This window comes from Parolsenella sp. LCP21S3_E11 (assembly GCF_052118165.1).
In the GTDB taxonomy this organism is placed as follows: Bacteria; Actinomycetota; Coriobacteriia; order Coriobacteriales; family Atopobiaceae; genus Parolsenella.
This window is the reverse complement of the sequence record NZ_JBQKHS010000006.1, coordinates 63,301-89,451: the sequence shown is the minus strand read 5'-3', so window position 1 is coordinate 89,451 and position 26,151 is coordinate 63,301. Positions and strand designations below refer to the sequence as shown.

The window sequence follows — 26,151 nt, the reverse complement described above, 5'->3', positions numbered from 1 at the left end:
CGAAGCGTCGAACGTCTGAAGGGGACGCCGGGGCGAAACCGTCAGGTCAATGATGCCTCAGAACTACTTAGCGCTCTCCGTGGAAAGCGCGATGCCCTCAAGATACTTGCCGTACTCGGTCTTGGCGATTTTGGAAGCCAGAGACAGCAGCTGGGCGCGACCGATCCAACCCTTACGGTACGCAATCTCCTCGATAGAGGCGATCTTCGTGCCCGTAGACTGCTGGACGACACGGATGAACTCGCCCGCATGGAAGAGCTCGTCAACGGTGCGGGGGCAGAACCAGGCAAAGCCCTCGGGCAGCGTGGTGGTATAGAGCTGCTTGTGGTCAAGGTACATCTGGTTGAGATCCGTGATCTCAAGCTCGCCGCGCGCGGAAGGCTTGAGCTTCTTGGCGTACTCGACGACCTTGTTATCGTAGACGTAAAGACCAGTGGCGACGTACTTGGTGCGCGCCTCTTCCGGCTTCTCCTCGATATAAGTGACCTTCTTGTCCTCGCCAAAGTCAATGACGGCAAAGCGCTCGGGGTCATTCACCTGATAGCCAAAGACCGTGGCACCCTTGTCTCGATCGAGCGCCTCGCGAAGGTTCAGGTCAAATCCCGAGCCATAGAAGATGCTATCCGCGAGAATGAGGGCGACGCGGTCGTCACCGATGAAGTCCTCGCCGATGAGGAATGCCTGAGCGATGCCATCGCGACTGAACTGGGCCTTGTAGCTGATGTTCATACCGAGCTGCGAGCCATCGCCGAAGTGGGCCTGGTAGGAAGCCATATCCTGAGGGTTCACGATGAACAGGACATCGCGAATATCCGCCTTCATGAGCGTGGCCAGGGAGTAATAGACGAGCGGCTTGTCATAGATGGGCAGAAGGTGCTTGGAACCCGAGAACGTCATGGGATACAGGTGCGTTCCGAAGCCACCAGCAAGGACAATACCCTTCACAGTTATGCCTCCTTGAGTCGCATACATGTTCAGGGAGAGTATACCGCCAGGCCACGCGTTATACTGTCTGACGTATGTGAACAAATAACGAGAGGACTATCCTCATGTCCGACAGCACCACGCCAGTACGCGTTCGATTCGCCCCCTCGCCCACCGGCAAGCTCCATGTCGGCGGCGCGCGGACGGCCATTTTCAACTGGGCCTTCGCGCGTGCGAACAACGGCACCTTCATCCTTCGCATCGATGACACCGACCCGACGCGCTCGACTGACGAGAACACCCAGGTGATTCTCCGCGCCATGCGTTGGATGGGTCTCGATTGGGACGAGGGCCCCGAGGTAGGCGGAGATTTTGGTCCCTACGCTCAGACGGAGCGCCTAGAGATGTACAAGGCCGCCGCTCAGAAGCTCTGGGACGAGGGCCGTGCCTACCCCTGCTTCTGCACCACCGAGCAGCTCGCCGAGGACAGGAAGGCCGCCCAGGAGCGCAAGGACCCCTTCCAGGGCTATCAGCGCCGCTGCCGCAACCTCGATCCGGCCGAGGCGAAGGCCCGCATCGAGGCTGGCGAACCCTACGTCCTTCGAATCAAGGTCCCGGAGGACCGCGGCGACGTCGTCATCCACGATGCCGTCCACGGCGACGTGACGTTCGATGCCAAGGAGCTTGACGACTTCGTCATCTTCCGCTCCGACGGAACGCCTACCTACAACTTCGCCACCGTCGTCGACGACGCCGCCATGGGCATCACCCACGTCATCCGCGGCGATGACCACCTCTCCAACACCCCGCGCCAGGTCATGGTCTACGAGGCCCTCGGGGCTCCCGTTCCCGTCTTCGCGCACATTTCCATGATCCTTGGCGCGGATGGCAAGAAGCTCTCCAAGCGCCACGGTGCCACGAGCGTCGAGGAGTTCCGCGATGCCGGCTACCTGCCGGACGCCTTCGTCAACTATCTCGCACTTCTCGGTTGGTCTCCGGACGGCGAGACGACCATCGTCCCGCGCAACGTGCTCGCAAGCACATTCTCCCTCGACCGCGTCTCGAAGAACCCCGCCACGTTTGACCCGGCGAAGCTTGACTGGATCAACGCCGAGTACCTCGCCGCAATGAGCGATGATGAGTTCGCCGAGAAGATCATGATTCCCGAGCTTCTCGAGGCCGGCCTCATCAAGGACGCCAACGATCGCACGCCCGAGTGGTTCGCCACCCTCGCCTCCGTCGTCCGCCCACGCACCAAGCACCTTGGTGACGTCGCTGGTATCTGCTCCATGGTGTTTGACACGGCAGAGACTCTCCCCTACGAGGAGAAGGCCGTCTCTAAGGGTCTCGCCAAGGAGGGCATGGCGGCCATCCTCGACGCTGCCATCAAGGCTCTCGAGGGCGTCTCTTCCGATTCCTGGAACGCCGAGGCTGTCGACGCGGCGCTGGAACAGCTCCCTGACCAGCTTGACGCCAAGAAGCGCATCGTCTTCCAGGCGATTCGAGCCGCCATCTGCGGCAACCTCGTGAGCCCTCCGCTCGGCGTCGTGATTGAGCTCGTCGGCAAGGCTGATGCCCTCGCCCGTCTCGAGCGCGCAAAGGGCATGGCACTCTAGCCCGGACGTTTAAACAGGCCGGAGCCGAACTGCCATGTAAAGCCCGCACTTGATTCATCGTGTCACCAGGCCCCGTCGACGCAACTGCGCCGGCGGGGCCATTTTTATGCGCTGAGGGAATTCCGCAAAGCGTCTAGACACAAGAAAGCTCCGAAGGAAATCGCGAAACAAGAAAGCCCCGAACCGCGAAGACGCGGCTCGGGGCATTGGCTACTCAATATTACTGCGTGCAGGAAGGGCTCGGCCTAAGCCACTGTCTGTGAACAGCCTATTTATTGGCTCCAGACTTGCGAGATGAGCCCTTAACAACAAACTTGGTCGTCTTACGTGGAGGATTAGACGGATTGTAGCTCACGGCACCGCGCGCCAAACGCACCTTCCTCTTCCCACCGCGACCAGACCAGCGCTGGACGCGGTGATAGATGCTTTCCGTGCTCGTGCTCTTAAGGCCCAGGAGCGGAAGCGCGGCGAATGTCGGGAAGAAGAACGTGACTACACGCCAGACAAGAAATCCGGCAGTCGCATACCCACCAAACATCGGGCCGAAGAACAGGGCGAATCCTCCCTCGGCTCCCCCGGTGCCGCCAGGAAGAGGTACGGCAGTGGCAACAAGCTGAACCATCGAGCCCGCGGCAAGACAGGTAAGGAAGTCTGCCTCAAGACCAAAAGCATGAATGACGAACCAGGGAATCGTATAGAGAAAACCAAGCTGGCACATAGTGATGACAAGTGTGATCACCATGTCGGGAATGTTGGCAGCCGAACGACGAAACGCGGTGGAGAACTGATTCACCTGCACGTTGATCATGTCATTCCACTTGTCGTAGTTCTTGACCCACCCATGGCCATTGACCCAGCGGAGCAGAGACGAACCCGCGCGCCTGACAAAATTAGGGCACAGGCAGACAATGAAGAGGCCGATCAACTCAAGTGCATGACCCGCAAAAACAAGCAGGTTAAGAAGGACGATATCACCGTAGGAGTCAAGGAAGAAGCCAAGCTTGGCCCAGAGCATGATGCCAGCGAAGAGGACGACACCGAGCTGGAACATGATGAAGCGCGTGAACTGCGTGGCAGAAGCCGCGCCAACAGAGAGGCCGGCCTTGGTGAGTTGATAAATCTGAGAGGGAAGCGCACCCATCTGCATTGGCGTGAGGTTGCCGAAGAAATTGCCGGAAGCCTCCACTGCCATGAGGTCGCGGAAGCCCACGGGAGAGTCATGGTCGAGATACACAGCAACGGCGTAGGCAAGAGAGCCAAGCATGAAGTACATGCAAATGCAGCCAATGGCGCCAACGAGCCACGAAGCCTCTACGTTTTGGAAGGCCTCAACGAACGAATCGATTTGTCCCGAGAAAAACAGGAAGGCGACGTAGGCAGCAAAGACGAGACCGATGAACTGGGCGCCCTTAGCCGCCTGCTTCTTGTCAGGGTCCTGAGGCCGCTCCTCAGCAACCGATCCCTTATGCATGGGAGCAGGAGCTCCGGCTAGTCTGGGCTTAGGGGCATGAGGCCTGTGCTTGGGAGCGCCGTCCACATGGGTGGCCTGCTCCGTCTTGATGTTGTTTTCGGGGTTCTGAGCCATGCGATTCCTGAGTCTGGATGATGTCGCATACAGCGCGAGCGCCGTGCGGCCATTACTTGACTAGTGTACCCCACGCGGCAATTCTTCCCGACACCCACACCATAAGCACGAAAACAGCCGGCCAGGGTGTCGCCCTGGCCGGTTGTCAACTTCTAGCTCAATGAATGATGAAAGCTCACGCGTTCACAAAGACAAGCGCGTTCATAAGGAGCCCGCTTCAAGAGAGCACGCACCTCTGCCCTACTCCGCCACAGGCGCATCCTCGGGAGCAACGGAGGCGCTGCGCTCCGCGCGAGCGCGCTCGACAGCGGCAAGCTTCGTCCTGTAAGCTGCGGCAAGAATGTCGACGCAGCCCTGGCGACCAAAGCGTGCACGGTTAACGACGACGTCCTTGCCGGCATGAAGCGTCCACTTGCTAGCAGAATAGCGCTTGTAGAACATCTCGCGGGCGCGCTGCATGCGCTTAACCAGCTTGCGAGCCTTCTTCTCAGAGATGTCGCGCTTCGAACGGACGATCTCGATACGAGCCTCAAGCGGGGCGGTTACGAGCACGGTAATGAGATTGGGATTATCGCGAAGGATGTAGTCAGACAGACGGCCTTCGATAATGCAGCTCTCGCTCGACCCGAGGTCACGAATAACGCCCTCCATCTGCTTGAAGAGCTTATCCGCAACGGATCGCGCGTCAACGCGATCGGGAAGGAAGGCAGCAACCTCTGCCGCAAGGCTCTCGTCATAGGCGGCGATCTGATCCGTCGTCACTCCGGCACGCATGGCAGCGCGCACGAGAACCTCGTTGTCATACAGAGGTATGCCAAGTTCGACTGACAGCATCTTGCCAATCTCGTGGCCCTCCGCACCAAAGTCGCGCGCAATGGCGATGACTACGGGATAGGTGGAGATATCAGGGCTTACCTCAGAGAAGTTCTCGGTCATGGTTGCTCCTTTAGGCCGCGACCTGGCGACGCTGGTAGGCACGAACGAACAGGGAGATGCCGAAGTTCAGGGCGAAGTACAGCAGGAACACAAAGCCATAGACAAGGAGGACCTCATTAAGGCTCTGGGTCTTTGCCATAACTACCTTAGAGGTATACATGAACTCGGCGACGTTAATGCCGGCAAGATAGGAACTGTCCTTGATGACCGTCGTGCACTGGCTGAACAGAGCGGGGATGATCATCTTGAACGTCTGAGGCAGGATGATGAGGCGCATGGTCGCGAAGAACCCAAAGCCCTGGCTCTGGGCAGCCTCGAACTGGCTCTGAGGAATGGAGTTGAGACCTCCGCGGACGATCTCCGCCATTACGGCCGAGGTAAAGATCGTAAACGCAAGAGTGGAAATGAAGACGTCGCTACCCTTGACCGTGAAGTAAATGAAGAGAATCCAGAGAAGGTTAGGCGTGCAGCGGAAGAGCTCGATATAGGCGCTGACGAGAAGTGAGAACGGTTTGGCAGCGTATGCCTTCACAAGCGCAAGAACCGTGCCGAGTATAAGCGAGAAGAAGATTGAGAGAGCGGAAATCTCGAGCGTCTTGACAAAACCACCGAGCATGAACATGACGTTTGCTGAGCTAAATACCTCCATGACCTACGCCTCCTTCGCGGTCTCGGGCGTAACGCCAGGAATCACCTTTGCGCGCGGGCGCCTCTTGGAACGAGCCTCGAGCCACTGGACGAGAAGCGCCAGGGGGAAGCAGATGATGAAGTACAGAACGCAAGCCATGATGTAGCCCTGCAGATAGCCATACGTGGAGACAAAGCCATCCGCGTTGTACATCAGATCGCCGCCAGCGATGAGGGCGAGCACGGAGCTGTTCTTAACGAGGTTGAGAGCCTGGTTGCACAGCGGAGGGAGGATCACCTCGAAGGTCTGGGGCAGAATGATGTACCCATAGGCCTGAATACGAGAGAAACCCTGTGACAGGGCCGCCTCCATCTGACCGCGAGGAACGCTCTCGATGCCCGTACGAATGACCTCGGAGATGTAGGCCGCATGATACAGTCCGACGCCGATGGCTCCAAGCGCGAAGGCGGAGGTACGAACCGGGCTATCCGTATGAAGGATGACCTGCAGAATCTTGGGCCCCGCCATGTACATGAAGAAGACCTGCACCGGCAGAGGCGTGTTCTGGTAAAACTCGACGTAGACACGGCTGATGGCCCTGAGAACGTTAGAGCGCGTCGTGGAGAACACGCCGAGAATCGTGCCGAGAACGATCGAAAGCATCAGGCCAGCAAACACGACCTTGAGCGTAAGCCCGAATCCCGACCAGAGATCGCCCATGCTGGCGAGGGTAAGCTCCCATCGCTTCACATCGAGGAGTCCGTCTAGCATCTCTATCCCTTCGTCAAAACATACATCGTGCCGCCCAGGCTAAAGTCCAGGCGGCACGGAAGCCCGGCCCCATAAGGAGCCGGGCGAAGCAATCCTAGAGCAGGCCCCAAGCGGAGACTTCCTCGTCAATCCAGCCGTTGGAAGTAACCTCCTTGACGACTTCTTCGGTGACCTCGGAGAAGTCGCAGCCCTTCTTGGTGGCGATACCGTAATCCTGGGCGCCGAACTCGATCTCAGGCTGCAGAAGCTCCTTGTCATCGGTCGTGTAGGTCTTCAGCGTGGAACGATCCATCGCGAAGGCGTCAATCTGGCCGGCGTCAAGGGCGGAGTTGATGGAGGGGTAATCCGGGTACTCGTCAAAGACGGGCGTGGCGGCAAAGTTGTTGTCCTGAAGCATCTGAAGGACGAGGTCCTTGGTGGTCGAGCCCTGGGAGACGCCGATGTGCTTGCCATCAAGGTCGGCCATGGTGGACATGGAGCCCTTCTTGATGAGGATGCCGACGTGGTCCGTGCGATAGGGATCGGTGAAGTCCCAGTCCTCCTTGCGCTTGTTCGTAATGGTGTAGGTGGCGCAAATCATGTCGAGGGTGTCGTTGTCGATAAGCGGGCCACGGGTCTTCGGGGTGACATCGGTGAACTCGCAGAGATCCTGGTCCTTGGCCTCCTCATAAGAGACGTCAAAAACCTTGGTGGCAACCATATAACACAGGTCAATCTCAAGGCCCTCGTACTTGCCAGTGGCGGTATCAAGCAGGCCGTAACCCACGACGTCCTTCTTGACGCCGCACTTCAGCTTGCCGCGATCCTTGATGGTCTGAAGCTTGGAGTCAGACGAGCTGGAGGAGCTACCACCGCAGCCAACAAGGCCAAGGCCGGCGATGGCGGCGGAGGCACCGAGGGTTACGACGAACTGACGGCGAGAGATGTTCTTCATGGGATACCCCTTTCAGTTGCAGGTAGTCATCTACTTCAAAATCGGCGCGACCACCGCTTGCCAGCCCGTTCACACGGGCAAATTCACTTGCAAAATGGTCTTCGGACGAAAGAAGAGCAGACCCTGAGTTAGCGCAGAATCTTGGAAAGGAAGAGCTTCGTGCGCTCATTCTGGGGATTCTCGAAGAAGTGCTCGGGCGTGCCCTCCTCGATGATCCTTCCGTCCTCAACGAAGATGACGCGATCGGCAACCTCACGAGCAAAGCCCATCTCGTGAGTGACGCACATCATCGTGATGTTCTCCTGGGCGAGCTCGACCATGACGTTGAGGACCTCCTGGACCATCTCAGGATCGAGCGCGCTCGTCGGCTCATCGAACAGGATGATCGGCTGCTTGGTGCAAAGGGCGCGCGCGATTGCAACGCGCTGCTGCTGACCACCAGAGAGATTCTGCGGGTACTCCCCCGCCTTCGCCTCTAGGCCAACACGCCTGAGGGCAGCCATGGCAGCCTCGGTGGCCTCTTCCTTGCTCTTCTTCTGGAGCTTGATGGGCGCAAGTGTGAGGTTGCCGAGAACCGTCATGTTGGGATACAGGTTGAACTGCTGGAACACCATCGACGAGTACTTGCGCGCCATCTCAAGGTGGTTCTTGCGCGTAAGCTCAGTACCATCAATCGTGATAGTGCCGGTGGTGGGCTCCTCAAGGTAATTCACGCAACGGATGAGCGTAGACTTGCCGGAACCAGAGGGCCCGATGATAACGAGCTTCTCGCCAGCCTTGACGGTGAGGTTAATATCCTTGAGGATGTGGACGTCTCCGAAATACTTATTGAGACCACGAATCTCAATCATGTTCTTGGCGTCAGCCATGGGATTCCTTTTCTCGGATTGTCTTGTCTGAAGACTCTACGGCACCGAATCGTGTTCAAGTCTTTTTTATACCCGATTGTCATGAAGCCGAAACACGCCATTACGCAGGTGTTATCAAGTAGGAGCCAAATCTACACGCGTTTATGCGAAAAATCGTATCGACCACACCGCCCGACAAGCTAGTGTCGCCCCTCCTGCAGAGAACACGAATGGCGATGACGTTAGCGGCGCCTCCTCCTGTGGCGAGCTCGAATGACGCTAACGTCGCCTCCTCCTGTGGCGAGCCCGGATGACGTTAGCGATGCTTCCTCCTGTGGCGAGCCCAAATGTCACGGAAGACAAAGAACGCGATGACGAAGGCAATCAGATAGCACACGAAGGCGAAGCCGGGAACGTCAAAGACCATGAATCTTGCGCCGCCAGGCTCTGTGCTCATGACGATCGCACTGGCGGCGATGAGGAAGCCAACGCACAGTACGCCAAGGGTTAGGCGGTCCGCGATATGGGAGAGGTCGTCGATGGGGTCCTCAGAACCGACGAAATCCATGTTGATCTTGAGTTGGCCTCGCGTGAGCATGCTCATGGCAAGCTCCGCCTGAGCCGCGGCGCCTAGAAGACCCTTGGTCGCGGCTTTGCTACGTATGGCGAGCTCTCCCACGTCACGCTTGATCTTTGCCGAGCGATCCGTATGGACTCGAATGTGCTGGGAGATGATGTCGATCATGTTGACGCCGGGCAGAAACTCGTCAAGAACGCCCTCAAGCGTCACGAGGCCGCGCGCCATGCTCGTGATCTGACCCGGCAGTTCGATGCCATTCCTCCGCGCGAGCGCGATGATGCGTCCAAGGAAGCTGCCGAGATCGAGCTCGGATAGGTTGACCGTGCCAAACTCATCGACAACCTCGTCGAGGTCAGTGAGGAGCTCGCCATGATCCACGTCCTCGGGACTCGTCGAGGAGAGCCTGAGCAGAGCACTCTTGAGCTTTGGCGTGTCCCGCTCCGCCACCGAGAAGATCATGTCACGCATGATGCGTCGAAGGCTTGGGGATAGGCGGCCCGTAATGCCGAGGTCAAGAAAGACTATCTGCCCACCAAGGACCTCGATGTTACCCGGATGCGGATCGGCGTGGAAAAAACCGTCATCGAGAAGCTGGGAGGCGTAGTTGTCCACAAGCTTGGTGCCAATCTCGGTGAGATCGTAGCCGGCCTCGACGAGCTTGGCGGGAGTCGAGATGGTGATGCCGTCGATGTACTCCATCACAACGATGTGCTTCGTGCAGAGGTCCATATAGGGCTTGGGGCAAGTCACGAACTTGCAGCCCTCGTTATTACGCCTGAACTCCTCGAGGTTGCGTGCCTCGACGAGGAAGTCCGTCTCCTCCCGGAAGGTATCCCACAGCTCTTCGACGACGCTTGTGAGGTCGAGGAACTGCTCGCCCTTGAAGAAGGGCATCAGGTGACGTACGAGAGAGCGCATGATGTCGATATCCTGTGCCATGACCTCCTGAACGTGGGGGCGCTGCACCTTGATCGCAACGTCTTCGCCCGAGGAGAGGCGTGCACGATGGACCTGTGCCACCGAGGCGGAGCCCAAAGGCCGCTCGCCAATAGCATCAAATATCTCGCCGAGGTCCCCGCCATATTCGCTTTCGAGCACGGCGAGAACGGTCTCGTACGGCATTGGCTCGACATCGCTCCTAAGGCGCGTAAGCTCCTCGCAGAACTGCTCCGGGAGAATCTCCGAGCGCATGGACAGGATCTGCCCCGCCTTAACGAAGGTAGGACCAAGCTCCTCGAGCATCCGGCGGAACTTGACGGGCGTGATGCCGCCGAGAACATCGTACTTGCGGACAATCGCAAATATCTGGAGCAGACGCGCATGCCGGCGCTTCCGCGAGACCCCATAGCGGCTCGCATCATTTCTGCGAGCACCTCGAAGAAGGCCGATCGTCACGGAATCAGAGTCGTCGTCAAGCTCGCCTTCGACGCCGGCGAGCGCGGCCTCCCACATTGCGTCCTCAGCCTCAGCCGGAGTCGCATCGGGACGCAACGCGTCTTCTGGGCTCCTCATCTCGTCGGGAGAGCCTGAATCGCGAGCGCAGTCAAAAGAAGCCGGCCTTTGCGTCATCGAGGGCGACGTCGAGCCATGAGAAGCCGCCCCCTGGCCGGAAGCGTCAGGGGCGGCGGCTCTCTCGTTCTTTTCGAGGTCTTCGTTCAAGCCTCGCTACTCCTTTGCGGCGTCTTCGACAGAGTCCGCCTCAACGGGAACCTTGGTTGCCGCAGAGGCCTTGGCGTCAAGGTCGCTCGCAAGCTCCTTGGCGCGGTCGATGAAAGCCGCGCGCTCCTCAGGGGTCATCGTGGACAGGCGGGCGCGAAGAACGGAATCCTGGGCGCCATCCACGGTCTCCTTAGCCTTCTGGGTGAGCTCTCGGTTGAGGTCCTTGCCCTGTTCAACCGTAAGCTCGCCCTTCTTGACGAGCGAATCCACGAGCTCCGTGGTCTTCTCGGCGCCCAGGGCGACGGCACCCACGCCAGCAAGAAACGCCTTACGAATGCCCTCAGTGATATCAACCATGATTGCCCCTCTCCCGCACTCGTGCGCGCGTTGTCGTTAGCCCGCTTGTACCCAAGCGAGGCCAGACGGTATCGGTCGTATCCGCAAACGGAGACAGATGGCATCACGGCAGTGGCAGATAGCGACCGCCGCGCCATCCCAGGCTGGCTACTCGCCCAGGAGATAGCGGCCCATCTGAGAGACGCTCATAGCGATAGCCGTAGCACCGGCGTTTTCCAGCTCTCCCGCGGGAGCGGTGTCGCCAAGGTAGACGCCGATAGAGTCGACGCCCGTCGCGACGGCGCCCTCGATGTCATAGTGCCTGTCTCCGAGCATGACGGCATCCTCGGGCTCAGCGTCGAGGCGGCGCAAGGCCTCAGCGATAAGGCCGGCCTTTCCGGGGTCCTTAACCCCCGTCTGGGTGACGACCTCCTCGAAGAGCTCCTCGATGCCAGTCTGCTGAAGGGCCATGCGGACGAAGCGTTCCATCTTAGAAGACACGATGGCGAGTCTCTTGCCTCGAGCCTTGAGCTCTGTGAGCAGCTCGCGAACGCCGTCGAACAACGGGTTTCTCTCGGGACCGAGGCCCGCGTAGATCTCGCGATAGCGACGAGTGACCTCGGCGGCGTCTTCCTCGGAGAGGCCATAGACGAGCGAGTAGGCAAGCGGAAAGGGAGGGCCGACGAGCCTTCCGGCGTCGCCGATCTCCTCATCGGTCAGGCCCCATTCGCGAAGCACCTGAGTTGCCGTTCTCACGATGCAGGGCTTCGTGTCCGCAAGGGTGCCATCAAAATCAAAGAGCACGATGGGCTTCTCGGCCAGACGGCGAACGCCCGACGCGAGGCGTTCGGCGGCGCAGTCAAGAGGGCCCTCCGCACGGAGGACCTTAAGACCATGCCTAACAGGCTCGATCACGGCAGCGAGGTTCTCCACGGATGCCTTGGGAGAGCCGGGAACGTTGACGACGAGGGTGCGGCTCAGGGTTCCGGCCGTAGCGCGAGAGAGCCAGGCGAAGGGCGTTATCTTGGCGGAAGCGGCGCGCATTGCCTCGCCGATGCCAGGCACGAGGCGGTCACAGACGTCAGCCGTAACATCGGGCGTTACGTCACGAGGAGAAAGGCCCGTACCACCCGCCGTGACAACGAGAGCGACACCCGAAGCGGCGGCACCGCGAATTGCGCGCTCGATACTCGCGCGCTCGTCCGGGACGACGCTGGAGGGTACCACCTCAAAACCGGACTCAGAAAGAAGGGCCGCCACGGCGGGACCCGCCTCATCCCTATAGACACCAGCGCTCGCACGATCGCTCACGGTGATGACGGTGGCGGTATAAGACGAGATGACGTCCTTGTCATGGCAGCTCATGCGCACTCCTACTAGCCAAGGCCTACTTGCCGAAGGGGCAGATTGGGTAATGGCACTCCTCGCAGCCGAGACAGAGGCCGCCCTCTGCATAGGCGACGATATCCGCACGCGTCAGGCGAACGCCCGCCGCGATGCGAGGCATGATGAGGTCGAGAATCGTGGCTCGCGCGAACATCACGCAGCCAGGAAGACCGAGCACGGGGGTGCCGTCGTCATAGTATCCCACGAAAACCATGGCACCCGGGAGCACGGGCGCGCCATAGGTCACCATCTCGGCACCGCTCTCCTGGATGGCGCCAGGGGTGTTGTCGTCCGGGTCGACGCTCATGCCGCCAGTACAGACGACAAGGTCAACGCCGGCCGCGCGCACGCGCCTGATCGCGGCAACGATATCCTCGACATCGTCACCGGGCATCTCGTGGGCAACGCACTCCATGCCGTACTCGGCGAGCTTGCTCTTGACGACGGGAGTGAAGGAGTCCTCGATAAGACCCGCGGCAACCTCGCTGCCCGTGGTGACGATGCCAACGCGGCGGAGCTTGTAAGGAAGAACCTCGCAGACGGGCCCCTCGCCAGCGCAAGCGTCAGCCGCGCGGCGGGCCTCCTCAAGCTTTGACCCCTCGATCACAAGCGGAATGACGCGCATTCCCGCGAGCTTATCACCCGCATGAACCGCCGTGTTACCGGCACGCGTGGCTACCATGACCTGCGTCACCGAGTTAACGGCGGCAAGCGCACTGCTGCGCACGCGGAAGCACCCGTCATAGGCGGCGCGCAGCTCGATTTTGCCCTCGCGGATCTCAGGCGAGCGGACGCAACCGTCACCCTCCATGATCTCGCAGAGGCGGATGGCGGCGTCATCCTCGTGGAGCATGCCCGGCTCGAGCTCGAGCACATAGACGCTGCGCTTGCCCATCGAGAGCAGCACGTCGACGTCCTCCGGAGCCACGACGTGGCCCTTACGGAAACGAGCTCCCTTGAATTCGCCGGGGATGATCTGGGTCATGTCGTGACAGAGCACGTGTCCCACGGCCTGCTGAACGGGAAGTTCCCTCATTAGCGGCTCACCTCCATGACGTGCACCTCGTCGCCAGGGCGAACCTCTCCCCCTCGAATGACAACGGTAAAGATGCCCTCGCTCGGCATGGCGCACTTTCCCACCAGGCGCTTAATCTCGCAGTCGTTATGGCATTTCTTGCCTATTTGCGTCACGGCAAGGAGCGCCTCTCCGGCGGAAATGACCGTACCCACGGGAAGTGCCTTGAGGTCGAGACCACGCGTGAGGATGTTCTCCGCGAAGTCGCCCGCCTTGAGATTGGGCAGAACCTGGCGCAGCTCACCAACGGCCTCATTCGGCAGCAGGCTCACCTGACGGTGCCAGGCTCCAGAATGCGCGTCGCCAACGACGCCAGTGCCCACCTCAAGCTCAATGGAATCAACAGACTGCTTGCGAACACCCTTCTCCGCGCTCGTGCAAACAGCAATGACCTCGCCCGCAAGGGCTCCGGGCGAAACGACGGACTCTCCCACGCTACTCTCCCCTCACAAAATGGCCGCTACGGCCCCCAACCTTCTCCATAAGGCGAACAGCCGTGATCTCCATATCACGCTGATGCGACTTGCACATGTCATAGATAGTCAGCGCGGCCACGGACGCCGCGGTGAGCGCCTCCATCTCCACGCCCGTCTCCCCCTTGCAACGAGCTGTGGCCTCGATTGCGATCCCGTCATCCTCTAGACCGAAGTTGATATCCACGCCGGATAGCGGAATCTGGTGGCACATCGGGACAATCTCCCACGTGCGCTTTGCGGCCATAATGCCGGCTACCTGAGCGACAGCAAGGACGTCGCCCTTGCGTGTGCCACCGGTCCTCACGAGCTCAAGCGTGCTCGGAGCCATGAGCACCTTCGCGGCGGCGCGCGCGACTCGAGACGTCACAGGCTTGTCGCCAACGTCGACCATGCGGGCACGGCCCTGCTCGTTTACGTGCGTGAACTCGACATCGCGAATGCTTGCCGACGTGGTCTGGGAATCCTCCACCCTAGCCCCCTATCTCGAACATGTCCCTCGGGGTCTCGCTCGAGCGAAGCCCCGGGACGAGGTTGTGATGAGCCGGCTTGGCCTCGATGCCACGGGCGATGGCGCGTTCGAGCTCCAAACCATGCAAGCCGCGAAGAGGCGCTTCGGCGGCGGAGTGAAGGCAGGGCTTCAGCCTGCCGTCCGCCGTGACGCGTACCCGGTCGCATCCCGAGCAGAACCTGTGGCTGACGGCGCGAATGAGCCCGACACGCCCGAGAAACCCCGGTGCGGAGTAGAGCTCCGCCACGCCACCCTCGCCAACACGTTCGAGCTCGGGCACCGCTTCGAGGACGACGTCGCCGGAAACGAAGCGTCCCTTCGGCCAGTGGGCGCACTCTCCCATGGGCATGAGTTCGATGAAGCGAACCTCAACGGGCTCCCTCCGTGCGATGTCAACGAAGTCCGCCGTCTCATCGTCGTTCACTCCGCCCATGAGCACACAGTTTATCTTTGGCGGAGGGAACCCGGCCAGCCTTGCGGCGCGTATTCCGTCCAGAACGTCCGAGAGCTCGCCGACGCGTGAAATCTCCCGGTAGCGGTCGGGGCGAAGCGTGTCGAGCGAGATGTTAAGGCGAGTTAGCCCGGCGGTGCGAAGGTCGTTCGCGAGGGGTGCGAGCAAGGTTCCGTTCGTCGTCATGTCGACCTCGTCAATGCCTTCTATGCCGGAGAGCATAGCGACAAGGTCCACGATTCCTCGCCTCACCAGCGGCTCTCCGCCCGTTACGCGAACCTTGCGGACGCCAAGCCTTGACGCGGCCCGGACGATCTCCGCCATTTCCTCGAACGAGAGGACCTCTCCATGAGTGTGATGGGCAACGCCCTCGCAGGGCATGCAGTAGATACATCGGCAATTGCACTTGTCCGTGACGGATAGCCTCATGTAGCTGATGGTTCTTCCGAAGGTGTCTTGCACGTTCCCTACGCCTCCAAGCACATGACGTCAGACGGGGCGACCTCAAGCGTAACGCGTGAGGGGTCCTCAAGCGAAGCCCACGCCGCCTTCTCGAGCTCGACGCGGAGCATGCCGCCGCCAGGAGTTGAGCACATGACGATGGTCGAGAAGACGTTGTCGATAACGCGCGCCACCTCGCAGGGGATGAGGTTGACGGTCTTGTCGAGCTCGCCGCGATTTGGCGCGGCCACACTCCCAAACCCCGTGGGCGCGTCACCAAGGGTATCCACAGCTCGACCATCAGCCTCGACGACCCTTAGGAAGTGCGCGCGGAGGCCAACGTGGTCGCAGCCCCCGACCGGACGTGCGCAATCAAGCGTAACGCCCCAGTCTGCGCAGGCAAGGGAAGTCTCTCCCACCGGCGACGCCGCACTCACGTTCTTGCAACCGCTGATGAGGGCCTCCGCCAGAGTCGCGGGGGTATCGAACAGCTCGCGGGTGGGCACCGTGCGACCGCTCTTGCCATGGTCGAACACGCAAACGCGCTGGCTCATGCGATACACCTCGTCACGGCTGTGCGTGACGAACACCACGCCCCCGGGAAACGCGCGAAGCGTGTCTGTGAGCTCGAGCTCGAGCTGCCAGCGCAGGTAACCGTCAAGTGCACTGAAGGGTTCGTCGAGAAGGAGGAGCTCCGGATCGTTCGCCATGATGCGCGCGAGGGCGCAACGCTGCTGCTGGCCACCAGACAGCTCGGCCGGACGCAAGCCCTCGAGGCCCTCCAAGCGGAAGGCTCGAATCTGCTCCAAAGCCCTCTCGCGGCGCTCGTTGCGAGATCCTCCTCGCGCGCCCGCCATGACATTGTCGAGGACCGTCATCGTCGGGAACAGCGCGTAGTTCTGAAAGAGATAGCCCACGCGCCTATCCTGCACCGGCACGTCAACGCGCGCTTCCGAGTCAAACAGCGCGCGACCGTTCAAAACGATACGGCCCTTGTCAGGGCGCTCGATACCGGCGATACACTTGAGCGTCACGCTCTTGCCGCAGCCGGACGCACCGAGAATCGCAAGCGTCTCGCTCGGGTCATCCGCGCTGAAGGACACGTCGAGGACGAAGTCGCCAAGGCGTTTTGTGATGTCAACGAAAAGGCTCATGCCCGCCTCCCCTGCGTACGGGCCCTACCCTCAAGCCAGTTCATAGCGAGAAGGACAACGGCCGATATGGCGATGTTGACGAGCACCCATCGAAACGCAAGCGCGTCATCACCCGTGCGCCACAGCTGATAGACGGTCGTGGAGACCGTTGCGGTCTGGCCGGGCGTGTATCCCGCAACCATGGCCGTGGCCCCGTACTCGCCGAGGGCACGCGCGAACGCGAGGACCGCCCCCGCGAGAATGCCCTGGGCGCAGCCGGGAACCTGGACCCGCCAGAACGCCCACGTGCGGCTCTTGCCGAGGGTGAGCGCGGCGTGCGTCAAGGTCTTGTCATAGGCCTCGAAGGCGCCGCGAGCCGTTCGATACATAAGGGGAAAGGCAACGACGACGCACGCGAAGATCGCGCTGTACCACGTCATGGTGAGACGAACCCCAAAGACCTCGAGCACCCAGGCGCCGACGGGACGCCTGGGTCCGAGAACGAGCAGGAGCAGGTACCCGACGACGGTCGGCGGCAAGACGAGTGGAAGCGTGAGCACCACATCGAGCAGGGCCCTTACCGTTCTGGGAAGCTTCGCGATCACGCACGCCGCACCGAGACCCAGGAAGAACACGGCCACCGTCGAGACGGCAGCGATGCGCAGCGAGTTTATAAGCGGGTACCAATCCATGGCTCAGATCCTATCGACAATTACGCGGACAGCGGCTTGAAGCCGACCTCCTCGAAGCAAGCGGAGGCCTCTGAGCCCTTGAGGAACTCGAGATAGGACTTGGCGGCGTCCTCGTGCTTCGTGCCCTTGACGATGGCGATCGGATAGACGACCTCGCCGCACATATCCTTGGTAGCGCAATCGACGACCGTGAGGCCTGCAGATACCGCATCGGTGCGGTAGATGACGCCACAGTCGACAGCCGCCTCGGATACCTGGGTCGCTACCTCCTTGACGTTAGTACCATAGGTGATCACGCCAGAATCCGCGAGTTCGTCCTCGTTGAGGTTGAAGTACTTCAAAATTTTCTGGGTGTACTGTCCAACGGGAACATCGGAGTTACCCATGGCGAGCTTGACGTCGCCAGCCGTGAGGTGGTCAGCAAGGTCCTCGAAGTTCTGGATGCCCTTGGGATTGCCTTCGGGGACAACGAGTGTGACCTCGTTCTGAAGAATGTTGAAGCGCGTATCGGACTCGATAAGATCAAGGCCCTCGGTGTTGACCTCGGGGTCTGCGGTGGCATCGAGCTGGTTCATCTGCTTTTGTCCGGCGGAGATGAAGACGTCGCACTCGGCACCTTCCTGAATCTGGGTCTTCAGGGTACCGGAGGAATCGAAGTTGAAGCTAACCTCGGTGCCAGCGTCCTTCGAGAAGGACTCAGTCGCCTTGGTGAGGCTCTCGGTCATGCTTGCCGCGGCAAAGACGATGAGCTTCTCGTCAGACGCAGCGGACGTCGCCGCGGCGGGGCCAGAGCTGCCACATCCGGCGAGCCCGAGGCCAGCGACGGCAGCGGCACCCGCCCCGATAGAAGCGATTGCCTGCTTGCGAGTGATGGATTTCATGAAGATCTTTCCTTTCAGCCGTGCGTTCCGTGGGCAATCTATGCGATTCGTTGTTTTGCGAAATACACAACGGTCGCCATGTTTACGCACGACGCTACGGTTGTCGTGCAATGAGACCCTTCTTACAGGTAGCTGGGGCAGCCCATCGCCCGAGAAACACGATGGCCCGAACGGACTTCGATCATCTTTGCGGCAATTGAAACCGCAATTTCCGCGGGAGTCACAGCACCAATAGGCAGGCCAATGGGAAGATCGACGGCAGCGACCTCATCCGCAGAGACGCCACGCGAGGTGAGCACGTCTTCGAGGACTCGTCTCTTGTTCCTGCTACCCATGCAGCCGAGATAAAGCGGATGGGCCTCGACTACTTGTGAGACGACGTCTTCGTCAGCCGCGTGCCCATGAGTCATGACAACGACGTAATCGCGATCACCAACCGTGACGCTCGCAGAAATATCCTTGAAATCGCCGAGGATGACACTCGAGGCGGCCGGAAAGTTCTCGACGCGTGCCACCTCCGGACGGTCGTCAACAACCACGACGTCGAAATCGATCGCGGCGAGTGCCGGCACGAGCGCCCTGCCGACGTGTCCCCCGCCAAAGATGACGCAACGGGGAGCGCACACCACGGGCTCGAGATAGCAGTCGCCCTCCATTCGCGGAGTCGAATCAGCCCCTGCGGACCCCCCAACGGCAGCGACGGGGACGGAGGCGGACCAATCAACGACAAGCTCGACAGGTGTCCCCGCGTCGGCGGACTCGATAGCGGCCTCAAGCGCCGGGATGTCGCGAGACGATAGACGGCGAATGCCGATGAGCTGAGAGCCCCCGCAGGCGATATCAACCACACCTCGCTTGAAGTTCATTCGCAGGGCGGGCTTGCCAGAAAGCACGTCGTGGCAGAGCCTCTGGCTTTCGAGCTCGGGAGAGCCACCGCCAACCGTCCCCAGAAAGGAACCGTCCTCGAGAAGCACCATCCGGGCGCCGGCGGCGCGGGCGGCCGACCCCGAAGTAGATAGCACGACGGCCTCGGCAACGGGCCTTCCGGCCTCAAGCTCCGCAAGTTCGCGGCGGAGAAGAGAGATGCCTTCCATCCCTAACCCTCCAACCTCGAGGTGAGCATGCAAATCGCCTCGAGCACGCCCCCACCAACGGCGCGGGCCTTGTCAGACGAGGAGAAACAGTGCGAGCGCTCACAACGCGGGTCGATGTCGCCGGACTTCATGCCCGCCGTCACCTCAACGCCCTCCTGGAGAAGGCCACGCAGGACACCGTTGATAGTGCAAGTCATGGGAACGCCGGACACGGTTGCGGCAACCTGGCCGGCGCGCACGACGTCGCCAATCTGGAGGACCGGCTCAAAGACGCCGTCTGCGGGAGCGCGCAGCACGCGGTCCGCAGAATGACCAGCGATGACGCCAGGGATACCGGTGTTGGGGGCAGCTGGACCATCCCAGATGACCTGGCCGAGGAAATGCCCTCGATTGGTCTCGACGACTGCATCGCAATCCTTGCCTGCATAAAAGCCCGGGCCAACGCCAATAACATACGGAGCCATGGACCGTTTCGTGCCGAGGTTCTTCTTGGCGAGGATGGCATCGACGACAACCTGAGGCTTCAGCTCCGAAATGCTCTCGCCCTCAGGGTCGACGAGAACTGCGACGTCGCCGCCGACGACGATCGAACGAGCCTCCGCGCAGGAGCTGGCAAGACGAGCGCAAACACCCTCGACCTCACACGAGCCAAGGCGGATGGCCTCAGAAAAGCAGACGGTACGGCGGATGGAAGTGGGGACCGCAATGTCGCACATGACGACCTTGCACCCGGCGCGCCTCAGGCGAAGCGCGATGCCGGTAGCGATATCCCCCGCTCCCCGAATCTCAACGAGCATGTAACTCACCGTTCCCCAAAGACAACCACAATGGTAAGCAGTTTTCCGCTATGGCAAAGCGTAGTCATCATACGACAACAACGGTATACCAACTTTGAGTTAGGGTTGCTAATGAATTGTTATCGTGGCATCAAAAGCACTGCGAGCGCGCCGAATCGACATGCGAACGGCACAATTTGGTCCGTCATCGGCGGAGGTGGCAAGACGACGCTGCTGCGCTCACTTGCGGATGAGCTCGTCGCCGAGGGAAAGACCGTAATCCTCGCCACAACGACCCATTTCCTACCCTTCAGCGGCATCGACACCGTTGTTTCCGCTGACGAGTTTGAGGTCGCCCGCCAGGTCAAGGCCCAACGAGTCATCTGCGTTGGCACGCCCGCTCACGAAGCGAGAAATGCGGGCAAACTGGCTTCCTCGCGGATCGCACCGCAAGATCTCGCAAGCCTCGCAGACTTCGTACTCGTCGAAGCAGATGGCTCGAGGCACATGCCCGTCAAAGCACACAGCAATCACGAGCCCGTCATTCCGGGGGGCAGCGACCTGACGATCATGGTCGTTGGTGCAAGCGCCTTTGGCAGGCCCGTGGCACAAACCGTTCATAGGGCAGAGCTCTTCTGCGAGAACTCGGGGTGCGAGCAGAATGATGTGGTTACGCCAGAGCTTCTCGCTCGGCATCTTGCCACGGAGGCCAGGAGGGGTGCCGTAGACCCAAACCTGATCATAGTCAACCAAGCAGAAAGCCCTGAGACAATTGAAGCTGCTCACGCCTTTTACGAGGAGCTCATCGCCATGGGCATGAAGGTACCCATGCTCGCGGGCAGCATCCGCAGACACGACCTCGCAGAGATCCGGTAGCTAGACGATGACATCAGCCCGCGATGGCGCATCGCCTGCCCGTTAGCCCAAACACTAGCGAGCAGGCGATGTGTTGGCGCCGCTAAACCACACGGAACGCAGTTAGCCTTGCGCAATCTCTCGAACGGCCTCGATCGCCGTGTCTATCTCATCCTGCGTAGTGAACCAACTCGTGGAAAAGCGAACCACACCCTGCTCACGCGTGCCGAGCGCCTCATGCATGAGAGGCGCGCAGTGGGCGCCCGGGCGCGTCGCGATGCCCCAGCCCTGCATAAGCATGTCCGACACGTCGGCGGACGAGATGTCTCCGACGTTGAGGGATAGGACACCCGCGCGGAGAGGAGACTCGCCAGACGAGAAGTTCTCCCAATCGCCGTAGACGGTCACGCCTTCGATATCGCTCACGCCCTCATACAGACGCCGCGCCATGGCTACCTCGTGCTCGCCCATCGCCTGGACGCCTCCGTTGGCATCAAGGAACTCGAGGCCCGCTGCGAGACCGGCTAGGCCATGCCCGTTGAGGGTACCCGCCTCGAGGCGCGTGGGCCAGTCCTCGGGTTGCATTGGGTCAAAGCTATGCACGCCAGTGCCGCCCACATTCCAAGGGCGAACGTCGAGGCCTTCGGCCACAGCAAGACCCCCCGTCCCCTGGGGACCCATCAGCGCTTTGTGACCGGTGAAACAGACTACGTCCAACCCCTGCCCGACCATGTCGATGGGGATGATACCCGCGCTTTGCGAGGCGTCAACGATGCAAACGGCCCCGACTGCGTGCGCGATGCGAGAGACACGCGCGACATCCACAGCGTTGCCGGTGACGTTTGAGGCTCCGGTCACGATGACGGCTCGCGTCCCCAAAACGACAAGGCGCTCAAGCTCCTCCATGTCCAGGCGTCCGAACTCATCGCAACCCACGTGCTCAACGAGGACGCCACGCTCGGCCGCGAGCCTATTCAGTGGACGAAGGACCGAGTTATGCTCAAGCACCGTGGTCACCACGCGGTCGCCCTCGCCCACCAGGCCATTGATGGCGCAGTTGAGGGCCGCCGTCGAGTTGGGGGCGAAGGCAACGTGATCGGCCCTTGGGCAGCCAAGAAGCCTCGCCACGCGCTCTCGGCACTCATGAATAGTGCGAGCGGCACCCATGGCACTTGAGCTCGCCCCACGCCCGGCGTTGCCGAGCGTACCCATGGCAGTTGCCACAGCGTCGACAACCTCTCGCGGCTTTCGCATCGTCGTGGCAGCGTTATCGAGATAAATCATGGCGTCGTCCTCCAAAGGCCATGCCCAGGCAGGCCCTTACTCCCTCACGAATTCAAGCAGCTCAACCGTGAAGAACCCCTCAACGGGAACGCCCGCCCCAGAGAGGGCGGGCTCGAGAAGGGCGCGATCCTCTGGCGCCGCCTTCCAAGCAAGCCCACAGCCAGCGGAGACCTGGCCGGGAACGGGAATCATCCGCCCGGGCAGGCCCTGAGACTGGCAAAGCTCCTCGCAGCTCATGGCGGCCGCCGTCGTGGGAAACGCCACAACGAGAGCGGGCCTCGGAACGCGCGGCACTAGGGCCTCACGACCACGGATGCACCAGCGAGCTTCTCGGTGATCACGTACATGTTGGTAACCTCGCCAACGGCAAGCTTGTCGGTGATGCCATAGAAATCGAGGCAGGTGCCGCAGGTGAGAATCTCGACGCCGTCATCAGCGAGGTTCTTGAGGTCCTCGAGCGAATCCGAACCCTCGCAGGAGAGATGAGCGCCGCCGTTGTAGAGCAGGATGGTCTTGGGCAGACGCGGCAGCTGCGTCAGAGAGAAGACGAAGCTTTTGAGCAGCTTCTTGCCCAGGACGTCATCGCCCGTGCCCATGGCATCACTCGTGATCTGGACGACTACGTTGTCCGCCGGAGCAGCGCAGGTAACGGCCTCGGGCTCGCCCGCGGACACCTCAACGGCACCGCTCGCCGTAGTAACGACGTGCCACTCCTTGTCGCCCGTCCGCTCGAAGCTGCTGGCGCAACCCTTGGAGGTGGCCATGCGGGAGAGGTTCTCGACGGCAATCTTGTTATCGACGATGGTCTCGACCACACCAGCTCCGCCGAGCGCGCCGAGCGCCTTCAGCGTCTTGACGACAGGTATGGGGCAGGCGTCTCCGCGAGCATCGATGACGAGCTTGTTCTCAGACATATTTGAGCTTCCTTTCTCGAAGCGAATCTACATCGTAACGTGGACGGAACGTTCTCCGCGCGCAACCGCACGGCCTATCACCGCAGCCGGCTGTCCAAGTTCCTTCAGGCGGGCAACATATCCCCCGGCCTCCTCCTCGGGCATGCCGACAAGAAGGCCGCCGGAGGTCTGCGGGTCAAACAAGACGTCCGCGAGGTCAAGCGGGACATCGGGCTCCACCTCGACGCGAGGGCCAAAGAAGTCGCGGTTGCGGTAGGCGCCGGCGGGGATGAGACCCATTGCCGCCATTTCCCGCGCCCGTGCAAGCAGCGGCACGCGTGCGGCCCATATCTCGAGCGTGACGTCGCTCGCCTCCGCCATCTCACAGCCATGGCCCATGAGCGAGAAGCCCGTAACGTCGGTCGCCGCATGCGCGGGGAGGCCGTCGAGGGCCTCGGCGGCGTATTTGTTGAGCGTGATCATAGAGTCGGTCGCTACGCGGACGCCATCCTCGTCGAGAATCCCACCCTTGTAGGCGGTTGTGAGGACACCGGTGCCGAGGGCCTTCGTCAACACGAGTACGTCTCCCTCGCGAGCGCCAGCATTCGCGAGAAGGTGATCGAGGTCCACGAAACCCGTAACGGCAAGGCCGAACTTAGGCTCGTGGTCATTGATGGAGTGACCCCCGGCGACGATCACACCCGCCTCACGGCACTTGTCGGCACCTCCGGCAAGAATCTTCCCCGCCACCTCAAGGCCGAGGCAATTGGGAAAGCAGAGGAGGTTAAGCGCAAGCGCGGGCTTGCCACCCATGGCCCATACGTCAGAGAGGGCGTTTGCTGCCGCCACCTGACCAAAGAGAAACGGGTCATCGACCATCGGGGGGAAGAAATCCGTCGTCCCCACGAGCCCCCTACCGTCGCCGAGGTCATAGACGTAGGCGTCATCAGAAGAGTCGAAGCCGACAACCAGCTTGTCACTTGCGACGCGAGGCAAGTCCGTGAGGACCTGTGAAAGGTACCCTGGCGCGAGCTTCGCAGCGCATCCAGCGGCCTCAACGAGCTCGGTAAGCTTGACTCCCGTCATGTCCATGATGTCTCCAACCCAGTTGTCGGGCTTACACCCGAATCGATTACGCCTTATCTACCCAACAAGGGCAAGCGCTCGCTCGGCGGCACCAAGCGCGCCTGCGGATCTTGCCTGCGGGCATGTCGTGACCAAAGCCCCAAGCCTCTCCCCAAGCTGGGTGACGAAATAGTCATTCTCGCAAAGGCCACCGGTGAGGAAGTATGGGACGCCCGAACCCTGTCCAGCGAGCGCCGCAACTCGTCCCAACACGCTATCCAAGACGCCATTCGCAATGTTTGCGCGAGGCTCCCCTCGACCAATCATGCTGATTACCTCGGACTCCGCGAAGACGGTGCACATACTCGAAATCTTCGTCGGCTCACCCTCGGCAGCCAGACGCGAGAGCACTTCCTGCGAGACGCCAAGCCTGTCAGCCATGATTTCGAGGAAACGCCCCGTACCGGCAGCGCACTTATCGTTCATCGCGAACTTGGCGACGCGGCCGCCACGAAGCGTGATCACCTTGGTATCCTGGCCTCCGACATCGATAACGGTACCTTCGGGCCCGAAGAGTCTCACGGCACTCACGCCATGACAGGTTATCTCCGTAATGACCTTGTCGGCATACGGAACGGCTATGCGTCCGTATCCGGTCGCAACCACGCGCGTCTCGGGATCAGCTGGATCAAAGCCAACTACTCGGAGCTCCTCGAGAGCACGGTCCGAGGCGTCCACGCTCGAAAAACCCGTGGGCATCTGCCTCGTAAAGAGCGTGTCCCCACCGCCATCGATGACGGCGAGCTTCGTTGCCGTGGACCCAATGTCTATTCCGATCCCGAACATGCCCCGCCCCTAGAGAGTCTCGATGAACGCGGCAATGCGCGTGTCGATCTGCCCCTGGTCGCCCTTGGAGAAGTCGGTCTCAATCTTCATGTAGGGGGTACCAGCGCTTTCGACAGCCGCCTGCATGCGGGCGCTCTCGACGTTGAACGTATGGCATGCGGAGAGCGCACTCTCGATAACGCCATCGACGTGGTATTTCTCGCACATCGCCAGCGTGTTCTCCATGCGGCCCTCGTTGGGGGTCATGACGGAACAATTGATCTGGAGATAGCGGTCAGAGATGGCGCGCAGGATGTCAGGCGCGTCAACGTCCACCATCATGCGAGCCGTACGCTCGCCGGAGCAATCGTCCATGCAGACGACGACCCCGCCGTTCGCTTCGATAGTGTGGCCAATCTTGTTGATGACGCCGCCCACGGAACAGCCCGTGAGAAGAATGCGCTTCGCGTCCACCGGGATCGGACGCTCGCCGGCCTCGTAAGCAGCGCGACGATCAGCAGTCACGGTCTCGAGCTTCTCGATATAGGCGTCGACATCGAAGTTAAACGTGCCCGCAAACATCGTGCTCATGAGCTCAACGCCGCTCATGACGGGAGGCTCGCATGCCTGGAGGCCATACATCGCGAGCTTTGCGGCGCGGAGACGGTTGCGCCTCACCGCGGCAGCCCTCAGGTCATCATCCGTAATCGTGACGTCATAGAGGTCCTCGAGGCGCTCCTTTAGGAGACGGCACTCCTCGTACCAGCCATCACGCTCGTAGCCGCGGTCTCGGCTCTGGGGAAGGTGGAGGACATACGTCTCCTTGAGGTCGTTCAGAAGCTCGTACATCTTCTTCTTCCCGTCGCATGTGGTCTCGGCGATGATGATGTCGCTGAAATGTGTGAACGGACACTTCTGAGAGTACGCGAAGCCAAACGTCGACTTGACGAGAGGGCAGAGGTTGGCGGGAAGGACCTTCTCCGCCTCGGGTATCACCTCGTCAGACGTGCCACAGAGGGAAACGCCCGCAGCTCCCGCGGCGTCCACGATCTCGAGCGGCGTATAGCTGCAAAGGTAGCCGACAAGGCGATTACCGGCCTGCTTGAAGTCCTTAACGCGAATGAAGCTTGCCTTGCGCTGTTCATTGAACTCCTCGAACGTCCGCGGCAATGACTGATCGTGCGTATCCTCCATGGGCGCTTAGCCTCCCTCATCTACAGACGGCACTGAATCGCGCCAAGGGCGCAACGGCAGAGACTGCTTATCCGGCAGCTGCCGTGAGTCATCGTCCAATGACACATGGTTTGGTTGCCGTACAGAATGTTAGCGAACGTTATATGCGCTTACGAATAGCGGTCTGTGAACGGTATGTCTACAAGCAACCGTTGTTGCGCAAAAGAACAATGCAACCACGTACCCGGAGGCTGACTCGACGATTTGATGATGCCGGACAAGGCTCTCCCCGCACGCACAGGCAAAATAATGCATAGCCACATCAC

At 60.8% G+C, this 26,151-nt stretch carries 27 protein-coding genes; 2 read left to right on the top strand and 25 right to left on the bottom strand.

Features of this window, described 5'->3' with window-relative positions; translation table 11 throughout:
- Positions 1 to 63: 63 nt before the first annotated feature.
- The gene (gene rfbA / locus ACTQ1Z_RS06760) at positions 64 to 945 is read right to left on the bottom strand and encodes a glucose-1-phosphate thymidylyltransferase RfbA (RefSeq protein ID WP_441859770.1); all 882 of its coding nucleotides are present in this window, start codon (positions 943 to 945) and stop codon (positions 64 to 66) included.
- 104 nt (positions 946 to 1,049) lie between these two features.
- Here rfbA and gltX point away from each other — a divergent pair, with 104 nt between their 5' ends.
- Positions 1,050 to 2,540 (top strand): glutamate--tRNA ligase, encoded by a 1,491-nt coding sequence (gene gltX / locus ACTQ1Z_RS06755; protein ID WP_441859768.1) that lies wholly within the window; start codon positions 1,050 to 1,052, stop codon positions 2,538 to 2,540.
- Positions 2,541 to 2,808: 268 nt separating this feature from the next.
- Here gltX and ACTQ1Z_RS06750 read toward each other — a convergent pair whose 3' ends face one another.
- The 18 genes from ACTQ1Z_RS06750 to yqeB all read right to left on the bottom strand — a co-directional run bounded on the left by ACTQ1Z_RS06750 (position 2,809) and on the right by yqeB (position 19,751).
- On the bottom strand, positions 2,809 to 4,125 hold the full coding sequence (locus ACTQ1Z_RS06750; RefSeq protein ID WP_441859766.1) for a lysylphosphatidylglycerol synthase transmembrane domain-containing protein: 1,317 nt from the start codon (positions 4,123 to 4,125) through the stop codon (positions 2,809 to 2,811).
- A 240-nt stretch (positions 4,126 to 4,365) separates the two neighbouring features.
- A complete protein-coding gene (locus tag ACTQ1Z_RS06745; protein ID WP_441859765.1) occupies positions 4,366 to 5,061 on the bottom strand; it encodes an AAA family ATPase in 696 nt (231 codons plus the stop codon).
- A 10-nt stretch (positions 5,062 to 5,071) separates the two neighbouring features.
- The gene (locus ACTQ1Z_RS06740) at positions 5,072 to 5,710 is read right to left on the bottom strand and encodes an amino acid ABC transporter permease (protein WP_441859763.1); all 639 of its coding nucleotides are present in this window, start codon (positions 5,708 to 5,710) and stop codon (positions 5,072 to 5,074) included.
- 3 nt (positions 5,711 to 5,713) lie between these two features.
- Positions 5,714 to 6,460, bottom strand: coding sequence for an amino acid ABC transporter permease (locus ACTQ1Z_RS06735; RefSeq protein WP_441859761.1), 747 nt, complete (start codon positions 6,458 to 6,460; stop codon positions 5,714 to 5,716).
- 94 nt (positions 6,461 to 6,554) lie between these two features.
- Complete coding sequence (locus ACTQ1Z_RS06730) at positions 6,555 to 7,394, bottom strand: transporter substrate-binding domain-containing protein (protein ID WP_441859759.1); 840 nt, start codon at positions 7,392 to 7,394, stop codon at positions 6,555 to 6,557.
- 128 nt (positions 7,395 to 7,522) lie between these two features.
- Positions 7,523 to 8,263: an amino acid ABC transporter ATP-binding protein gene (locus ACTQ1Z_RS06725; protein WP_441859757.1), complete on the bottom strand. Its 741-nt coding sequence runs from the start codon at positions 8,261 to 8,263 to the stop codon at positions 7,523 to 7,525.
- Between the two features lie 295 nt (positions 8,264 to 8,558).
- Positions 8,559 to 10,481, bottom strand: a complete 1,923-nt coding sequence (locus tag ACTQ1Z_RS06720) for an ABC1 kinase family protein (RefSeq protein ID WP_441859755.1) — start codon at positions 10,479 to 10,481, stop codon at positions 8,559 to 8,561.
- 6 nt (positions 10,482 to 10,487) lie between these two features.
- The gene (locus ACTQ1Z_RS06715) at positions 10,488 to 10,838 is read right to left on the bottom strand and encodes a phasin family protein (RefSeq protein WP_320680343.1); all 351 of its coding nucleotides are present in this window, start codon (positions 10,836 to 10,838) and stop codon (positions 10,488 to 10,490) included.
- 147 nt (positions 10,839 to 10,985) lie between these two features.
- Positions 10,986 to 12,182: an HAD hydrolase-like protein gene (locus tag ACTQ1Z_RS06710; protein WP_441859753.1), complete on the bottom strand. Its 1,197-nt coding sequence runs from the start codon at positions 12,180 to 12,182 to the stop codon at positions 10,986 to 10,988.
- A 22-nt stretch (positions 12,183 to 12,204) separates the two neighbouring features.
- Positions 12,205 to 13,239: a molybdopterin-binding protein gene (locus ACTQ1Z_RS06705; protein ID WP_320680341.1), complete on the bottom strand. Its 1,035-nt coding sequence runs from the start codon at positions 13,237 to 13,239 to the stop codon at positions 12,205 to 12,207.
- Positions 13,239 to 13,712: an MOSC domain-containing protein gene (locus ACTQ1Z_RS06700; RefSeq protein ID WP_320680340.1), complete on the bottom strand. Its 474-nt coding sequence runs from the start codon at positions 13,710 to 13,712 to the stop codon at positions 13,239 to 13,241. The genes ACTQ1Z_RS06705 and ACTQ1Z_RS06700 overlap by 1 nt, the downstream gene beginning before the upstream one ends.
- A 1-nt stretch (position 13,713) precedes the next feature.
- The gene (gene moaC / locus ACTQ1Z_RS06695) at positions 13,714 to 14,223 is read right to left on the bottom strand and encodes a cyclic pyranopterin monophosphate synthase MoaC (RefSeq protein WP_441859750.1); all 510 of its coding nucleotides are present in this window, start codon (positions 14,221 to 14,223) and stop codon (positions 13,714 to 13,716) included.
- A gap of 1 nt (position 14,224) precedes the next feature.
- Positions 14,225 to 15,175: a GTP 3',8-cyclase MoaA gene (gene moaA, locus ACTQ1Z_RS06690; RefSeq protein WP_441859748.1), complete on the bottom strand. Its 951-nt coding sequence runs from the start codon at positions 15,173 to 15,175 to the stop codon at positions 14,225 to 14,227.
- Between the two features lie 5 nt (positions 15,176 to 15,180).
- Positions 15,181 to 16,308: a sulfate/molybdate ABC transporter ATP-binding protein gene (locus ACTQ1Z_RS06685; protein ID WP_441859746.1), complete on the bottom strand. Its 1,128-nt coding sequence runs from the start codon at positions 16,306 to 16,308 to the stop codon at positions 15,181 to 15,183.
- Entirely contained in the window at positions 16,305 to 16,979 is a 675-nt protein-coding gene (modB, locus tag ACTQ1Z_RS06680; RefSeq protein ID WP_320680334.1) for a molybdate ABC transporter permease subunit, read from the bottom strand. Before modB ends, ACTQ1Z_RS06685 begins: the two co-directional genes overlap by 4 nt.
- 20 nt (positions 16,980 to 16,999) lie before the next feature.
- Entirely contained in the window at positions 17,000 to 17,860 is an 861-nt protein-coding gene (gene modA, locus ACTQ1Z_RS06675) for a molybdate ABC transporter substrate-binding protein (RefSeq protein ID WP_441859743.1), read from the bottom strand.
- Between the two features lie 122 nt (positions 17,861 to 17,982).
- Entirely contained in the window at positions 17,983 to 18,954 is a 972-nt protein-coding gene (locus ACTQ1Z_RS06670; RefSeq protein WP_441859741.1) for an XdhC family protein, read from the bottom strand.
- A gap of 2 nt (positions 18,955 to 18,956) precedes the next feature.
- The gene (gene yqeB, locus ACTQ1Z_RS06665) at positions 18,957 to 19,751 is read right to left on the bottom strand and encodes a selenium-dependent molybdenum cofactor biosynthesis protein YqeB (RefSeq protein WP_293814515.1); all 795 of its coding nucleotides are present in this window, start codon (positions 19,749 to 19,751) and stop codon (positions 18,957 to 18,959) included.
- Positions 19,752 to 19,862: 111 nt separating this feature from the next.
- Between yqeB and yqeC the strand changes: the two genes are divergently transcribed.
- Positions 19,863 to 20,606 (top strand): selenium cofactor biosynthesis protein YqeC, encoded by a 744-nt coding sequence (yqeC, locus tag ACTQ1Z_RS06660; protein WP_320680330.1) that lies wholly within the window; start codon positions 19,863 to 19,865, stop codon positions 20,604 to 20,606.
- A gap of 102 nt (positions 20,607 to 20,708) precedes the next feature.
- Here yqeC and ACTQ1Z_RS06655 read toward each other — a convergent pair whose 3' ends face one another.
- From ACTQ1Z_RS06655 to ACTQ1Z_RS06630, 6 genes are read right to left on the bottom strand one after another with little or no spacing between them, the layout of a single operon-like run.
- Positions 20,709 to 21,869 carry an aminotransferase class V-fold PLP-dependent enzyme gene (locus tag ACTQ1Z_RS06655; RefSeq protein WP_320680328.1) on the bottom strand — a complete coding sequence of 387 codons (1,161 nt, stop codon included), beginning with the start codon at positions 21,867 to 21,869 and terminating at the stop codon, positions 20,709 to 20,711.
- A gap of 36 nt (positions 21,870 to 21,905) precedes the next feature.
- Positions 21,906 to 22,133, bottom strand: coding sequence for a DUF3343 domain-containing protein (locus tag ACTQ1Z_RS06650; RefSeq protein ID WP_441859845.1), 228 nt, complete (start codon positions 22,131 to 22,133; stop codon positions 21,906 to 21,908).
- Between the two features lie 29 nt (positions 22,134 to 22,162).
- Positions 22,163 to 22,783: a sulfurtransferase-like selenium metabolism protein YedF gene (gene yedF / locus ACTQ1Z_RS06645; RefSeq protein ID WP_320680327.1), complete on the bottom strand. Its 621-nt coding sequence runs from the start codon at positions 22,781 to 22,783 to the stop codon at positions 22,163 to 22,165.
- 27 nt (positions 22,784 to 22,810) lie between these two features.
- Positions 22,811 to 23,848: a selenide, water dikinase SelD gene (gene selD / locus ACTQ1Z_RS06640; protein ID WP_441859843.1), complete on the bottom strand. Its 1,038-nt coding sequence runs from the start codon at positions 23,846 to 23,848 to the stop codon at positions 22,811 to 22,813.
- Positions 23,849 to 23,905: 57 nt separating this feature from the next.
- Entirely contained in the window at positions 23,906 to 24,673 is a 768-nt protein-coding gene (locus ACTQ1Z_RS06635; protein WP_441859738.1) for an acyl-CoA dehydratase activase, read from the bottom strand.
- Positions 24,674 to 24,682: 9 nt separating this feature from the next.
- Positions 24,683 to 25,846, bottom strand: coding sequence for a double-cubane-cluster-containing anaerobic reductase (locus ACTQ1Z_RS06630; RefSeq protein ID WP_441859736.1), 1,164 nt, complete (start codon positions 25,844 to 25,846; stop codon positions 24,683 to 24,685).
- Between the last annotated feature and the right edge of the window lie 305 nt (positions 25,847 to 26,151).

Excerpts from the sequence above, each read along its gene's own strand:
- gltX (WP_441859768.1), top strand. The coding sequence starts at position 1,050 with ATGTCCGACAGCACCACGCCAGTACGCGTTCGATTCGCCCCCTCGCCC.
- ACTQ1Z_RS06750 (WP_441859766.1), bottom strand. The coding sequence starts at position 4,125 with ATGGCTCAGAACCCCGAAAACAACATCAAGACGGAGCAGGCCACCCAT.
- ACTQ1Z_RS06745 (WP_441859765.1), bottom strand. The coding sequence starts at position 5,061 with ATGACCGAGAACTTCTCTGAGGTAAGCCCTGATATCTCCACCTATCCC.
- ACTQ1Z_RS06740 (WP_441859763.1), bottom strand. The coding sequence starts at position 5,710 with ATGGAGGTATTTAGCTCAGCAAACGTCATGTTCATGCTCGGTGGTTTT.
- ACTQ1Z_RS06735 (WP_441859761.1), bottom strand. The coding sequence starts at position 6,460 with ATGCTAGACGGACTCCTCGATGTGAAGCGATGGGAGCTTACCCTCGCC.
- ACTQ1Z_RS06730 (WP_441859759.1), bottom strand. The coding sequence starts at position 7,394 with ATGAAGAACATCTCTCGCCGTCAGTTCGTCGTAACCCTCGGTGCCTCC.
- ACTQ1Z_RS06725 (WP_441859757.1), bottom strand. The coding sequence starts at position 8,263 with ATGGCTGACGCCAAGAACATGATTGAGATTCGTGGTCTCAATAAGTAT.
- ACTQ1Z_RS06715 (WP_320680343.1), bottom strand. The coding sequence starts at position 10,838 with ATGGTTGATATCACTGAGGGCATTCGTAAGGCGTTTCTTGCTGGCGTG.
- ACTQ1Z_RS06710 (WP_441859753.1), bottom strand. The coding sequence starts at position 12,182 with ATGAGCTGCCATGACAAGGACGTCATCTCGTCTTATACCGCCACCGTC.
- ACTQ1Z_RS06705 (WP_320680341.1), bottom strand. The coding sequence starts at position 13,239 with ATGAGGGAACTTCCCGTTCAGCAGGCCGTGGGACACGTGCTCTGTCAC.
- ACTQ1Z_RS06685 (WP_441859746.1), bottom strand. The coding sequence starts at position 16,308 with ATGAGCCTTTTCGTTGACATCACAAAACGCCTTGGCGACTTCGTCCTC.
- modB (WP_320680334.1), bottom strand. The coding sequence starts at position 16,979 with ATGGATTGGTACCCGCTTATAAACTCGCTGCGCATCGCTGCCGTCTCG.
- modA (WP_441859743.1), bottom strand. The coding sequence starts at position 17,860 with ATGAAATCCATCACTCGCAAGCAGGCAATCGCTTCTATCGGGGCGGGT.
- ACTQ1Z_RS06670 (WP_441859741.1), bottom strand. The coding sequence starts at position 18,954 with ATGGAAGGCATCTCTCTTCTCCGCCGCGAACTTGCGGAGCTTGAGGCC.
- yqeB (WP_293814515.1), bottom strand. The coding sequence starts at position 19,751 with ATGCTCGTTGAGATTCGGGGAGCGGGGGATATCGCTACCGGCATCGCG.
- yqeC (WP_320680330.1), top strand. The coding sequence starts at position 19,863 with ATGAATTGTTATCGTGGCATCAAAAGCACTGCGAGCGCGCCGAATCGA.
- ACTQ1Z_RS06655 (WP_320680328.1), bottom strand. The coding sequence starts at position 21,869 with ATGATTTATCTCGATAACGCTGCCACGACGATGCGAAAGCCGCGAGAG.
- yedF (WP_320680327.1), bottom strand. The coding sequence starts at position 22,783 with ATGTCTGAGAACAAGCTCGTCATCGATGCTCGCGGAGACGCCTGCCCC.
- selD (WP_441859843.1), bottom strand. The coding sequence starts at position 23,848 with ATGACGGGAGTCAAGCTTACCGAGCTCGTTGAGGCCGCTGGATGCGCT.
- ACTQ1Z_RS06635 (WP_441859738.1), bottom strand. The coding sequence starts at position 24,673 with ATGTTCGGGATCGGAATAGACATTGGGTCCACGGCAACGAAGCTCGCC.
- ACTQ1Z_RS06630 (WP_441859736.1), bottom strand. The coding sequence starts at position 25,846 with ATGGAGGATACGCACGATCAGTCATTGCCGCGGACGTTCGAGGAGTTC.